Origin of the sequence: Sphaerisporangium sp. NPDC051017 (genome assembly GCF_040683095.1) — a bacterium.
Lineage (GTDB): Bacteria > Actinomycetota > Actinomycetes > Streptosporangiales > Streptosporangiaceae > Sphaerisporangium.
Genome location: NZ_JBFBCI010000041.1, coordinates 1 through 13,891, shown reverse-complemented (window position 1 = coordinate 13,891; position 13,891 = coordinate 1). Strand labels below are relative to the sequence as shown.

General features: G+C 71.8%; 10 protein-coding genes. 5 read left to right on the top strand and 5 right to left on the bottom strand.

Annotated features, from left to right (window positions below; translation table 11 throughout):
- The first annotated feature begins 49 nt into the window (after positions 1 to 49).
- Positions 50 to 1,480, top strand: coding sequence for a sel1 repeat family protein (locus AB0M95_RS27425; protein WP_363770314.1), 1,431 nt, complete (start codon positions 50 to 52; stop codon positions 1,478 to 1,480).
- 68 nt (positions 1,481 to 1,548) lie between these two features.
- On the opposite strand, the gene ald is transcribed toward AB0M95_RS27425, so the two are convergent.
- Positions 1,549 to 2,661, bottom strand: coding sequence for an alanine dehydrogenase (gene ald, locus AB0M95_RS27420; protein WP_358516299.1), 1,113 nt, complete (start codon positions 2,659 to 2,661; stop codon positions 1,549 to 1,551).
- 86 nt (positions 2,662 to 2,747) lie between these two features.
- Positions 2,748 to 4,139, bottom strand: coding sequence for an aspartate aminotransferase family protein (locus AB0M95_RS27415; RefSeq protein WP_363770311.1), 1,392 nt, complete (start codon positions 4,137 to 4,139; stop codon positions 2,748 to 2,750).
- A 364-nt stretch (positions 4,140 to 4,503) separates the two neighbouring features.
- Between AB0M95_RS27415 and AB0M95_RS27410 the strand changes: the two genes are divergently transcribed.
- Positions 4,504 to 5,850, top strand: coding sequence for a M20/M25/M40 family metallo-hydrolase (locus AB0M95_RS27410; RefSeq protein WP_363770308.1), 1,347 nt, complete (start codon positions 4,504 to 4,506; stop codon positions 5,848 to 5,850).
- Between the two features lie 129 nt (positions 5,851 to 5,979).
- Here AB0M95_RS27410 and AB0M95_RS27405 read toward each other — a convergent pair whose 3' ends face one another.
- Positions 5,980 to 7,683: an amidase gene (locus AB0M95_RS27405; protein WP_363770305.1), complete on the bottom strand. Its 1,704-nt coding sequence runs from the start codon at positions 7,681 to 7,683 to the stop codon at positions 5,980 to 5,982.
- Entirely contained in the window at positions 7,680 to 7,985 is a 306-nt protein-coding gene (locus tag AB0M95_RS27400; RefSeq protein ID WP_363770302.1) for a hypothetical protein, read from the bottom strand. The genes AB0M95_RS27405 and AB0M95_RS27400 overlap by 4 nt, the downstream gene beginning before the upstream one ends.
- Positions 7,986 to 8,224: 239 nt before the next feature.
- Between AB0M95_RS27400 and AB0M95_RS27395 the strand changes: the two genes are divergently transcribed.
- Entirely contained in the window at positions 8,225 to 9,184 is a 960-nt protein-coding gene (locus AB0M95_RS27395; RefSeq protein WP_363770299.1) for a pyridoxal-phosphate dependent enzyme, read from the top strand.
- A 108-nt stretch (positions 9,185 to 9,292) separates the two neighbouring features.
- Here AB0M95_RS27395 and AB0M95_RS27390 read toward each other — a convergent pair whose 3' ends face one another.
- Positions 9,293 to 10,879 carry an acyl-CoA synthetase gene (locus tag AB0M95_RS27390; RefSeq protein WP_363770296.1) on the bottom strand — a complete coding sequence of 529 codons (1,587 nt, stop codon included), beginning with the start codon at positions 10,877 to 10,879 and terminating at the stop codon, positions 9,293 to 9,295.
- Between the two features lie 288 nt (positions 10,880 to 11,167).
- Here AB0M95_RS27390 and AB0M95_RS27385 point away from each other — a divergent pair, with 288 nt between their 5' ends.
- Positions 11,168 to 12,127: a LysR family transcriptional regulator gene (locus tag AB0M95_RS27385; protein WP_363770293.1), complete on the top strand. Its 960-nt coding sequence runs from the start codon at positions 11,168 to 11,170 to the stop codon at positions 12,125 to 12,127.
- Between the two features lie 91 nt (positions 12,128 to 12,218).
- Complete coding sequence (locus tag AB0M95_RS27380) at positions 12,219 to 13,709, top strand: S1 family peptidase (protein WP_363770290.1); 1,491 nt, start codon at positions 12,219 to 12,221, stop codon at positions 13,707 to 13,709.
- The last annotated feature ends 182 nt before the right edge of the window (positions 13,710 to 13,891 follow it).

The window sequence follows — 13,891 nt, the reverse complement described above, 5'->3', positions numbered from 1 at the left end:
GCCGTCGATTCCGTTCCATCTCTTTGGATCACGTGCGACTCTGTCCCCCATGACGTGGTGGCATCGTGACCCCGAGGCGGCCGTCGCTCGGCCGGTCGTGCCGCCGCCCCGCGCGCCCGAGTCCCCCCGCCACGGCCACCCCACCGAGGCGGACCTGCTGACCGCCGCGCGGACCGGCGACTCGGAGGCCGCGCACCGGCTCGGCCGCCTCTACGCCCAGCGCGGCGACCGGTCGGCCGCGCGTCACTGGTGGGAGCGCGCCGCGGCGGCGGGCAACATCGACAGCGCCTTCAACCTCGGCATCTGGCACGAGAAACACGGCAGCCTCGACGAGGCGATCACCTGGTACGAGCTCGCCGCGGGCGCCGAGGACGCCGAGGCCGCGGTCAACCTGGCCACCCTGCTCCTCGAACAGCGCGGGGACGTCCCGCGCGCCCGCCAGTGGCTGGAGAGCGCCGCCGCGGCGGGGTCGCGTCCGGCGGCGCGCCGCCTCGCCCTGCTCTGCGAGGACGTCGGGGACGGCGCCGCGGCCCGCGACTGGCACCACCACGCGGCCTGCGCCGGGGACCTCGCCTCGGCCCACGATCTCGCGTTCATGAGCTACGCCTCGGGCGAGGAGGGCGGGGCGCACGCCTGGTGGGAGTACGCCGCGCGTGGTGGGCACGCCGACGCCGCGTACTACCTGGGACGCCTGCTGCACGCCGGCCGCGACCCCGAGGGCGCGGAGGCGCTGTACCGCCTGGCCGCCAAGGTGGAACACCCGGGTGCGGCCTCCCAGCTCGGCAGGCTGGCGCTGGCGCGGCGCGACCTGCGCACGGCCCGGGCGTGGTTCGAGCGCGCCGCCCACTTCGGCAGGGTCGAGGACCAGCGCATGGCCGGGTTCGTCTGCGTCGAGCTGGAGGATCCGCACGCGGCCAGCCACTGGTTCGGCCGCGCGGCGGCGAGCGGCGACCCCGAGTCGGCGTACAACTTCGGCCTGCTCCTGATCGCCGAGCACAACGACCTGCGCGGCGGCCAGCACTGGTTCCGCCAGGCCGCGTCCTACGGCCACCAGAAGGCCGCGGCGGAGCTGAGCACGCTGCAATCGGTGATCGGCCCCCAGGCCGCGCCCGTGGACGACGACCGGTGGACGGCGGAGCACGCGCCCGCCTGGGACCGGCCCGTCGAGCCGGAGCTGGTCGCCCGCGCCGAGCTGGCGGTCGCGGCGGCCGGCAGGCGGGGCGGCACGACGCTGCGCCTGGCCGACCTCGCCGAGATCCTCGGCACGTGGGACCTGCTCACCCGCCGGCTGCGCGAGCCCGTCGACGTGGTCGAGTGGCTGACCGACCAGAGCGGGCTGCACGCGAGCGCGATCGAGCACCTGTCCTCGGTGCGCCTGACGTTACTACGCCCGGGCACCGCGCCCTGGCCGACGCCCGGCGAGGTGGAACACGTGCTGGCGACGTCCCGCCGGCTCCGCAAGCGCCTCGGCCTGACCTGAGCGGCCCTGACCTGACCGGCCCTGACCTGACCGGCCCTGACCTGAGCGGTCCTGACCTGGCCGGGCCGTCAGGCGAGCACGCCGGCGAGGGGCTCGAACGGCAGGCCGTGGGCCTCGGCGACCGGCTTGTAGGTGAGCCGCCCGTCGTGGGTGTTCAGGCCGAGCGCGAGGGCGGCGTCCGCCCGCAGCGCCTCCCGCCAGCCGAGGTCGGCCAGCTTGACGGCGTACGGCAGCGTGGCGTTGGTCAGCGCGTACGTCGAGGTGTTGGCCACCGACCCGGGCATGTTCGCCACGCAGTAGAAGACCGAGTTGTGCACCTTGTACGTCGGGTCGGCGTGCGTGGTGGGACGGGAGTCCTCGAAGCAGCCGCCCTGGTCGATGGCGATGTCGACCAGTACCGAGCCCGGCTTCATGCGCGAGACCAGCTCGTTGGAGACCAGGGTCGGGGCCTTGGCGCCCGGGATCAGCACGGCGCCGATGACCAGGTCCGCCTCCAGGACGGCCTGCTCGAGGGCGTAGGCGGTCGAGACGATCGTCCGCAGACGGCCCTGGTAGATCGCGTCGATCTGGCGGAGCCGGTCGATGTTGACGTCCAGGATCGTCACGTCGGCGCCCATGCCGACCGCGACCTGCGCCGCGTTCAGGCCCGAGACGCCGCCGCCGATGACGACGACCTTGGCGGGGGCCACGCCCGGGACCCCGCCCGGCAGGACGCCGCGCCCGCCGTTGAAGCGCATCAGGTTGTACGCGCCGACCTGCGGGGCGAGCCGTCCGGCGACCTCCGACATGGGGGCGAGCAGCGGCAGGGAGTTGCCCACCTGCACCGTCTCGTAGGCGATGCCGGTGACCTTGCGCTCCAGCAGCGCGTCGGTGCACGTCCGGGACGCCGCGAGGTGCAGGTAGGTGAACAGCACCTGCCCCTCGCGCATGCGGTGGTACTCCTCGGCGATGGGCTCCTTGACCTTCAGGATGAGGTCGGCCTCGCCCCAGACCGCGTCCGCGCCGTCGACGATCTTGGCGCCGGCGAAAAGGTAGTCCTCGTCGGGGATCTGCGAGCCGAGGCCCGCGTCGCGCTGGACGTACACGTCATGGCCGTGGCGGACGAGCTCGTGCACGCCCGCCGGGGTGGCGGCGACGCGGTATTCGTGGTTCTTGACCTCGGCGGGCACGCCGATCTTCATCGTGGATTTCCTTTCAGACGTTCTGGTGGCGGCGGCCGGGTACGGATCCCGTACCCGGCGCGGCCGTGAAAGCCCCGAAGCGGGCGCTACAGACGGGCCCAGGCTTCGGTGAGGACGGAACGCAGGATCGACTCCATCTCGTCGAACTGCTGCGGGCCGCTGATGAGCGGCGGGGCGAGCTGCACGACCGGGTCGCCCCGGTCGTCGGCCCGGCAGTACAGGCCCGCGTCGAACAGGGCCTTGGACAGGAAGCCGCGCAGCAGGCGCTCGGACTCGCCCTCGTTGAAGGTCTGCTTGGTCGCCTTGTCCTTCACCAGCTCGATGCCGTAGAAGTAGCCCGAGCCGCGGACGTCGCCGACGATCGGCAGGTCGCGCAGCTTCTCCAGCGTGGCACGGAAGACGGGCTCGTTCCGCTCGACGTGGCCGAGGATGTCCTCGCGCTCGAACAGGTCGAGGTTGGCCAGCGCGACCGCCGCCGAGACGGGGTGACCGCCGAAGGTGTAGCCGTGGGCGAACATGGTGGCGCCCTCCTTGAACGGCTCGAACAGCCGCTCGTGGGCGATCATCGCGCCGATCGGCGAGTAGCCGCTGGTCAGGCCCTTGGCGCAGGTGATGATGTCCGGCACGTAGTCGAACTTCTGGCCGCCGAACATCGTGCCGAGCCGCCCGAAGGCGCAGATGACCTCGTCCGAGACCAGCAGCACGTCGTAGGTGTCGCAGATCTCGCGCAGGCGCTGGAAGTACCCGGGGGGCGGCGGGATGCAGCCGCCGGCGTTCTGCACCGGCTCGACGAAGACGGCCGCGACGGTGTCGGGGCCCTCCATCTCGATGGCCTTGCCGACCTGGTCGGCGGCCCAGCGGCCGAACTGCTCGGGCGTCATGCCGGGGAAGCCGGTGATCTCGTCGGCCCGGTAGTGGTTGGTGTTGGGCACGCGGACCGAGCCCGGCACGAGCGGCTCGAAGAACTGCTTGAACATCGGGATGCCGGTGATCGACAGGGCGCCCTGCGGGGTGCCGTGGTAGGCGATGGCCCGGCTGATCACCTTGTGCTTGAGCGGCTTGCCGACGAGCTTGAAGTACTGCTTGGCGAGCTTCCAGGCGCTCTCGACGGCCTCGCCGCCGCCTGTGGTGAAGAACACGCGGTTGAGGTCGCCGGGGGTGTACCGGGCCAGCCGCTCGGCCAGCTCGGCGGCCTTCGGATGGGCGTACGACCACAGCGGGAAGAAGGCGAGCTCCTGAGCCTGCTTCGCGGCGGCCTCGGCGAGCTCGGCGCGCCCGTGACCCATCTGCACGACGAACAGGCCGGCGAGGCCGTCTAGGTAGCGCTTGCCGTGGATGTCGTAGATGTAGGCACCGTCACCCCGGACGATGGTCGGCACCTCGCCGCCGCCGTGGGTACTGTGCCGGGTGAAGTGCAGCCACAGGTTGTCCTGTGCTGCCTTCAGGACGGCGGCCGTGTCGGTCTCAGGCTGCGTCATGGCTATCTTCCTCAGTGATCTCGGCTCCACCCAGTGTGCATGCTCAACATGGGTGATTACAACTGGTTGCGCAGCGACACTATGCAATAACCTCGGAATCCGCGATAGCGGTATGTAACAACGACGAAATCCGTTTGGGGTGTCAAGGATTTCGGTCTTCGGCGGGAATGCCGTGGACGACGGGGACTCGGCGCACCAGAGGGGATCTTCCGGCGTGTCGCCCGGACCGGAGCGGGTCGCGTCACGTCTGTGGTGCAATGTGTCGGATCAGACCAGAGACGAGGCGGTGACAGTCAGCGTGACTCCCGAGGAAACCGGCGACACCCGGCACACAGGGAACCTAGGGGACCCAGGGGCCACAGAGATGCTCCATGACCTGGAAGCCATCGAAAGGTCCATCGCGGCGCAGATGCCGCGGGCGGTCGAAGAGCTGTCGCGGCTCGTGGCCATCCCCTCGGTGGCCTTCCCCGGCCACCCCGAGGAGCCGGTGCTCGCCGCCGCCGCCGCGACCGAGGAGCTGCTGCGCGGCGCCGGACTGCCGCACGTCCGGCAGATCCCCATCGAGGGCAGCTTCCCCGCCGTCTTCGCCGAGGCCCCCGCTCCCCCCGGCGCGCCCACCGTGCTGCTGTACGCGCACTACGACGTGCAGCCCGCCGGGGACCCCGCGCTGTGGCGCACGCCCGCGTTCGAGCCCACCCTGATCGACGGACGGCTGTACGGGCGCGGCGCCGCCGACGACAAGTCGGGCATCATGGCGCACGTCCTGGCCCTGCGGTCCTTCGAGGGCCGGTTCCCCGTGGGCGTCAAGGTCATCATCGAGGGCCAGGAGGAGTACGCCGGGGAGCGCCTGGAGGCGTTCGTCGAGAAGAACCCCGACCTGCTGCGCGCCGACGCCATCGTCGTGGCCGACGTCGGCAACCCCTCCGTGGGCGACGCGGCCGTCACCACTTCCCTGCGCGGCCTCGCCGCGTTCACGGTCGAGGTCCGCTCGCTGAAGGAGTCCGTGCACAGCGGCTCGTTCGGCGGCGCCGCCCCGGACGCCCTCGCCGCGCTGATCCGCATGCTCGCGTCCCTGCACGACGACAAGGGCGACGTCCGCGTGCCCGGCCTGCCGGGCGGCGTCTTCCCCGGCGACGGGCCCTCCGAGGAGGAGTTCCGCGAGACCGCCCAGGTCGCGGACGGCGTGTCCCTCGTCGGCTCCGGCTCGCTGGCCGACCGGCTGTGGGCGTCCTACTCGATCACCGTCACCGGGCTGGACGTGCCGACGGTCAACGGCGCCATCAACGCCGTCCAGTCGGTGGCCCGGGCCCGCGTCACCGTCCGCGTCCCCCCGGCGGGCGACCCGGGCAAGACGGCCGTGGACGTGATCGACTTCCTGCGCGAGGCCGCGCCGTGGGGTGTCCAGGTCACCGTCACCGACCAGGTGCTCGGCTCCGGCTACCTCGCCGACTCCGGCGGGCGGGCGCGCGCCGCGCTCAACCGGGCCATGGAGCGCGCGTTCGGCCGGGCGCCGCGCGACATCGGCGCGGGCGGCTCGATCCCGCTGGTGTCCACGCTGGCCCGGCAGTTCCCCGCCGCCGAGATCCTGCTCTTCGGGGCCGAGGACGAGGCCGCGTCGATCCACGCGCCCAACGAGCGCCTCGACCTGGAGGAACTGCGGCGCGCGGCCACCGCCGAGGCCCTGTTCCTCGCCGAGTTCGGCGGCCTCTGACCTCCCCGGGCCCGCGCCGGGGCCCGGATTCCGCATCCTGAGGACGGCTCGCCACGACATATGACGGCTCAGGACGCCTCGGAACACGAAAGGCCGGGAGCCGACGCGCGGCTCCCGGCCCTGCGGGCGTCACTGGGTCTGCTCGGCGGCCTCCTCGGGCGTGAGGCGGTCCCGGATGGCGGCCCGCGTGCGCAGGCGGGACGCCGCCGGGTCCGCCGGGCGGCGCCAGTGCCAGTCCGAGACGGCCTGGTAGGCGCCGACGACGGACAGCAGCCGGTCCTCCGCGTACGGCTGCCCGCCGAGGATCGTGCCGATGGGCCGTCCGTTCGCCGTGAACCCGATCGGGAAGCCGATCTCCGGCAGGCCGATGGCGTCGAACGGCGTGGGCGAGGTCTGCACGACCACGTCGCAGCGCTCGAACACCTGGTCCAGCACCCGCTCCAGCAGCAGCAGCTTGGCCCTCTGCCCGGTGATGAACTCGTTGCCTCCCAGCAGCGCGCCCTGCAGCCAGCTCGTCAGCGAGACCCCGAACCCGCGCAGGTCAGACCGCAGGTACGGCATGAACGGCTCGCTGCGCTCCGGCAGGCGGACGTTGTTGAAGTCGTTGCCGGTCAGCAGGGCCCAGTCGTCGGGGAACGGCACCTCGACGAGCGTGACCCCGCGGATCGCCGTCATGGCGTTGAGGAAGCCCCGGCGCGCCACGGCGGTCTCCGAGGTGCCGTCGGCGTAGCCGGGGAGCACGCCGATGCGGGTGTTCCAGCGCATCCTGAGCCGGTTGCCGCTGTACACCGGGGTGGCCGCGTCGATGAGGTTGGGCACCTTCGACAGGCCCTGCGTGCGCGGGTCGTTCGGATCCTCCCCCGCCATCGCCGTCAGCATGATCGCGGCGTCCTTGGCGTCCCGGGCGAGCGGGCCGGGGTGGTCGCGCGAGTAGCTGAGCGGGATGATGCCGTAAAGGGAGACCCGGCCCATCGTCGGCTTGAGCCCGGTGAGGTTCTGGGCGTTCGACGGCGCGGTGATGGAGCCGCCGGTCTGCGTCCCGGTGCCCGAGGTCGCCAGCCGTCCCGCCACCGAGGTCGCGGTGCCGGTGGACGAGCCGCCGGGGTCGACGCTCGGGTCGCCGGGCGTCCACGCGTTCACCGTCGTGATCTCCCCGGCGGGGGTCGTCGCCCGCGTGGTGGCCAGCGGGCCCATCTGGGTCTTGCCGAGGACGATCGCGCCCGCGCCCTTGAGCGCCGCCACGGCGGTGGCGTCGAACGGGGGCACGAAGTCCTTGAACAGGAACGAGCTCGCCGTGGTGAGCACGCCCTTGGTGTAGTAGTTGTCCTTGATCGCCAGGGGTATCCCGTGCAGCGGGCCCCGAGGCCTCTGGCGTCCGAGCCCCTTCGCCGCCTCACGGGCCGCGTCGGCGAGCACGGTGTTGAAGGCCTGGTACGTGGCCTCGAAGGCGTCGATCCGCGCCAGGTGCGCCTCGACCAGCTCGAGCGGGCTGATCTTGCGGTTGCGGATCATCCACGCGGCCTCGGCCAGGGTCAGCTCGGTGGGGTCGGCCATGGCCTCCGGGCGGGGCTTCACGTAGGCGCCCGCCACGTCCAGACCGGGCCCGCCGTGGCCCGAGTCGTGTGCCCAGGCGGGGACGGCGGGCAGGGCGGCGACCACGCCGGCGACCGTGCCGAGGGCGGCGGTCCTGGCCAGGAACGCGCGCCTGTCCACCGTACGGTCGAGCGGCGGGTCGCCGGCCTCCTCGACGGTCGCGGCCCGCGCGGTCCGCGTGATCTGCGTGGTCCGGGTGGTGGGTGTCGTCTGGGCGGTCGTGCGTGCCGTCTCGCTCATCGCCGCCACTCCGTGCTGATCGACGGGTAGAGCATCGGCGCGCGCTGCTGGGACAGCGCGGCGGCGGTCGCGGCGTCCGGTGCGGTTTCTTGCGGGGCGGGCAGTTGGTAGGCCGCGAGGTTGGCGACCGTGCCGCGCATGAACGAGCGGAGCGAGGCGAGGACCGAGTCCCGGCCGGGCGACCCGGTCACGGGGTCGGACGTGGTGCCGGGCGGGAGCTGGGAGAGGTCGATGCCCAGCGAGGCGAGCCGGGCCGTGATCATGGTGTTGAGTTCGGCGTCTGTGGGTGCTGCAGGTGTCACGTGGTACTCCAGGGGAAGGAAGCCCCACCACAATGAGATCACGGCGTATCACCCATATGTTCTACGGATCACTTGTTTGTGACATAAATCCGTCTTGGTGACTTACGCACGATATGAGGCTTAAAGCCGTGTTCAACGGGACGGCACCCGGCGCGTCCCCAGCGCTCGCGCCAGGCTCCGGCGCCGACACCGGATCAGGCGCTGGACCTGTGGACGCGTCGTACGCGAAGGTGGGGGGCGTGCATCCGACCGCGCCGTCCATCACCGACATCCTCCACGCCGCCCGGCTGATCTCCGCCCATCTGCCGGAGACCCCGATGTGGTCCTATCCCGTGCTGAACGAGCGGCTCGGCGCGGAGGTCCACGTCAAGCACGAGAACGTCCAGCCCACCGGCGCCTTCAAGGTGCGCGGCGGGATCAACCTCCTCGCCCGCCTGCCCGAGGCCCGGCGGGACAACGGCGTGCTCACGTACTCCACCGGCAACCACGCCCAGTCGATCGCGTACGCGGCGCGCCTCTTCGGCGTGCCGTGCACGATCGTGATGCCCGAGAACCCGAACCCGGCCAAGGTCGCGGCCGTCCAGGCCCTCGGCGCGGCCGTCGAGGTCAAGGGCGCCACCATGGTCGAGGCCGGCGAGTACGCGACCGCGCTCGCCGCGGAGCGCGGGCTCCACCTGGTCGGCGTCGCCGACGAGCCCGACCTCATCGCCGGGGTCGGCACCCTGTACGTGGAGATGCTCACCCGCCGCCCGGACCTGGACGTGGTGATCGTGCCGGTCGGGTCGGGCACGGGCGCCTCGGCCGCGCTGCTGGTGGCACGGGCGATCGCGCCGCGCTGCCGGGTGATCGCGGTGCAGTCCTCGCAGGCGCCCGCCGCGCACGATTCCTGGCGTGCGGGCACGCCGGTCCGCCGCCCGGTGGAGACGGTGGCCGACGGCCTGGCCACGGGCTCGGCCTTCGCGCTCCCCCAGGGCGTCATGCGGGCGCTGGACGACTTCGTGCTGGTCTCCGACGACGACATCCGGGCCGCCCAGTGGCTGTTGCTCACCGAGGCCCACACCCTCGCCGAACTCGCCGGAGCCGCGCCCCTGGCCGCCCTGATCGCCCGGGGCGACGACCTGGCGGGCCTCAAGGTCGGCCTGGTCTGCACAGGCGGCAACGCCGGCCCCGCCGAACTGCACCGCCTCCTGTCCTCCTGAGGGCACGCCACCGGACCCTGGATCACAGAGCGGGAAGCGCCGGACCTGCTACGCATCTCGGCGGAACGATCCGAGTGGGGACGGCCCCCGCCGGGCGTGGCCCCGGGCTCAGAGGGACGCGGTGGCGGTCGAGTGGGCCCAGCGGTAGTCCGGCTTGCCGGAGGGGTGGCGGACCATCTGGTCGACGAAGACGTACGTGCGGGGGACCTTGTAGCCGGACAGGTGTCCCCGGCAGTAGGCGTCCAGTTCGCGGACCGTCGGGGCCTGCCCCTGCCTCGGCTCGACCACGGCGGCGACGCGGCCGCCCCAGCGCTCGTCCGGGACCTCGGTCACCACGGCGTCGAACACGGCCGGGTGCCCCTTGAGCACGGCCTCGACCTCCTCAGGGAAGACCTTCTCGCCGCCGCTGTTGACGCACTGGGAGCCGCGCCCGAACACCAGGATGGCGCCGTCCTCCTCGACTTGGGCGAGGTCGCCGGTGAGCAGCCAGCGCGTCCCGGCGGCGTCGGTGACGAAGGCGCGCGTGGTCCTGCCGGGGTCGTTGTAGTAGCCGAAGGCGATGTTCCCGGTCTTGGCGAGGGTCCCCGTCTCACCGGAGCCGGGCCTCACCGGTTCGAGGGCCTCGTCGAGGACGGCGAGCGTGGACGCCGCGTTGGGCCGGTACCTGAGCCCGGACTCGGGCGAGGACCCCGTGACGGCGGTGGCGGTGTAGCCGGACTCCGTCGAGCCGAACCCGTCCAGGATGACCAGGTGCGGCAGCAGCGCGCATAACCGGGCCCGTACCGTGCCGCTGAGGATCGCCCCGGTCGAGGTGACCACCCGCAGCGCCGACAGGTCGTAGCGCCCGCGGGCGATCTCTTGGGCGAGGGGCCGGGCCATCGCGTCGCCGGTGATGTTGACGCTGACCACCTTCTCGCGCTCGATCGTCCGCAGCACGCCGGCGGCGTCGAACCTGCGCGTGTAGACGGCGGTGCCGCCCAGCCACCAGGTGATGAAGGTGCCCATCTGCGCGGCCCCGTGCATGAGCGGCGCGGCGGGCATCATCACGAACCCTCCGGACGCGGCGGCGGTCTCGACGACCTGGCGCGGCTCGGTGTGCGGCAGCCCATACGGATTGCCGCCGCCGAACGCCATGAACAGGTCCCGGGTCCGCCACATGACGCCCTTGGGCATGCCGGTGGTGCCGCCGGTGTAGATGATGTAGACGTCGTCGCCCGACCGCCGGGGGAAGCCCTCGCGCCCGTCCGGACGCCCGGCGACCGCCCGCTCGTACAGGACGGCGCCGGGGGCGCGCGCGGGGCCGCCGACGGCGACGAGCGTGGAGAGGCGGGGGCATCGGGACGCGGCGGCGGCCACGCGGTCGTCGAACTCCGCGTCGTACACCAGCGCGACGATGTCGGAGTCGGTGTAGAGGTAGAGCAGCTCGCTCTCGACGTACCTGTAGTTGACGTTGACCGGCACCGCCCTGATCTTCAGCGTGGCCAGCAGCGCGGCGGCGTACTCGACGCCGTTGTAGAGCTGGACCCCCACGTGCCGCCCCGGCCCGACGCCGCGTTCCCGCAGGTAGTGCGCGAGCCGGTTGGCGTGCCGGTCCAGCTCGGCGTACGTCAGGCGGTGCTCGCCGCACACCAGGGCCGGCCGGTCCCCGATCGCGTCTGCCAACGCCTCGAACAGGTCGGCGTGGTTGAACTCCATCGGCGGCTCCTCGTCGGTCCGTCCCGTCCTCCTGGCTCGCCGTCCCCGGCGATCCCATGGCGACGACCGGCGGGCGTCGTACGGCGGGTTTCAGATCGTACGGTCGCGGCCCTCCCAGTAGGGGCCCGGAGCTTGAACTCAAAGATCAGGAGAACGTGCCCCACTGTGACGGCGGTATACGGCTGGGGCGTGAGTGGATAAAGGCTTCGGCATAGCCCGACAAATAACTGTAAATTTTCGTGACAAGCCGGTATTGCGGGCATAGATCGGTAGTCGTACGTTTCCGGTATGGATCTGGAGCTCCGACACCTCAAGATCGTGCGCGCGGTCGCTGAGGCCGGGAGCGTCACCAAGGCGGCCACCCAGCTCGGACTGGCCCAGCCGTCGCTGACCGCGCAGCTGAAACGCATCGAACGCACACTCGGTGGCGCTCTTTTCGAGCGCGACCGTAACGGCGCGCGCCCCACCCCCCTCGGTCAACTGGTCCTCACCCGGGCACGCGTCCTGCTGCCCGCCGTACGTGAACTACAGGAAGAGGCGGTGCGATTCGCCAACAGTTACGAAGGCATCCCCGGCTTCCGGATCGGCGCGACTCACGGCCCGATCCTGGGCGGCCTGGTCGACCGTCTCACCGCGGTCCACCCGCAGACCCCCGTCAGCACGAGCACCTCGTGGTCTGCGCGCGAGCTCACCTCGCTCGTCAGCGCGGGACGGCTCGACTTCGCGCTCATCGGCACGTGCGGCGACACCCCGCCCCCGTCGGCCGAGTCGATGATCTGGAGCGTGGTGGGCACCGACCCGGTGTTCGCCCTGCTCAACCAGAGCCACCCCCTCGCCGGAGAGAAGGAGCTGGACCTGGCCAGCCTCGCCGACGAAGGCTGGGCGGTCGCGCCGGGCGACGGCTGCTTCGCCGACTGCTTCGCCGGGTCCTGCGCCCGCGCCGGGTTCGTCCCGAAAACGATGTACGAGACGGACGTGGCGACCTGCCTGCACCTGGTGAAGGTGGGCAAGGCCGTGGCGCTGTGCCAGGCGACCTTCGAGCTGACGGCCGACCTGGTGATGATGCCCATCACCGGGGCACCGCTGCGCTGGAGGCACCTGCTCGGCTGGCACGCCAGCTCGGTCGCGGCGCGCGCGGCGCGCGCGATATCCCACCACGCGCGGGAGGCTCACGACGACGCCATCCGGCGCAGCGTCCCCTACGCGGAGTGGCTGGCCCGTAACCCGCACTTCGGCACGGTTCCATAACGCGGCGATAGGACCGAAAAGGTAGGCCCCCCAGGCGATGACCGCGAGCTACGGTGACGGCGCATCCCCCTTTTAACACCTGGGAGTCCCCATGCTCCGCAGCCGCGCGGTCATCGCCGCATGCGCTCTCGCGACCGGTGTCCTCACCCTCATGGCCACTCCGGCCACGGCCGAACCCGGTTTTTCGGGCCAGGCCACCAACTCCGCCGTCAAGCCCCTGCCCGGCATGATCCAGGCGCTCCAGCGCGACCTGGGCCTCACCGCCGAGCAGGCCGAGTCCCGCCTTCTCAACGAGACCCGCCTGGCGGGCGTCGAGACCAAGATCCGCAAGTCGCTCGGCGGCGGTTACGCCGGCTCGTGGCTCAGCGGCCCGACCTCGTCCACGCTCACCATCGCCACCACCGACGCCGCCGCGACGTCCTCGGTGACCGGCGCGGGCGTCCAGGCCAAGGTCGTCCGTCACAGCCTCGCGTCCCTGAACGCCGCCAAGGACGCCCTGGACAAGGCCGGCGCGACGGCCGCTCCGAAGTCGTCGCCGGTGTGGTACGTCGACGTACGCACCAACAGCGTCGTCGTCCAGACCTCCGCCCCCGCCGACGCGGAGTCCTTCATCGCGGCCAGTGGCGCCGACCGGAGCGCCGTCCGCGTCGAGCTGTCCAGCGAGACCCCGCGGACGTTCTACGACCTGCGCGGCGGCGACGCGTACTACATCAACAACTCCGCCCGCTGCTCGATCGGCTTCCCGATCACCAAGGGCACCACGCAGGGCTTCGTCAGCGCCGGCCACTGCGGGTCGACCGGCAACTCGACGACCGGCTACAACCAGGTCTCCCAGGGCACCTTCCAGGGCTCGTCCTTCCCGACCAACGACTACTCGTGGGTCGCGACGAACAGCAACTGGACGGCGCAGCCGTGGGTCAACCAGAACGGCGGGAACCTGCAGGTCACCGGGTCGACCGTGGCCGTCGAGGGCGCCTCGATCTGCCGCTCCGGCTCGACCACGGGCTGGCACTGCGGGACCGTCCAGCAGCGCAACACCAGCGTGACCTACTCGCAGGGCACCGTCTACGAGGTGACCCGCACCAACGTCTGCGCCGAGCCCGGCGACTCCGGCGGCTCGTTCATCTCCGGCAGCCAGGCCCAGGGCGTGACCTCCGGCGGCTCGGGCAACTGCACCTCCGGCGGCACGACGTACTTCCAGCCCGTCAACGAGATCCTCTCGGTCTACGGCCTGACGCTGAAGACCAGCGGGGGCAACCCGCCGCCCACCGGGTGCAGCGGCTACCAGCAGACCGTGAGCGGCAGCCTGAGCAGCGGGGCGAGCGCCTTCCAGCCGAACAACTCCTACTACCAGTCCACCGTCTCCGGGACCCACAGCGCCTGCCTCGACGGCCCGAACGGCACGGACTTCGACCTCTACCTGCAGAAGTGGAACGGCTCCGCCTGGGTGGACGTGGCGAGCGGCACCACCTCCGGACCGGATGAGACCATCACCTACTCCGGTACGTCCGGCTACTACCGCTACGAGGTCCACGCCTACAGCGGCTCCGGCTCGTACACCCTGGGCTTCAGCAAGCCGTAACCCCCGCCCCGGCCGCCAAGGCCGGGCGACGCTCCAAAACGCCTCACAACGGCAGTAAAGCGGCGCCGCCGTCCATCTCTGGACGGCGGCTGTCCAAGTTCGCCGACTCGATGCGCACCTTCACCCTGACCACCTCGGGCGCGATCTCGGCCTCCCGCCCGTTCCGCCGCTCGATCTGATCA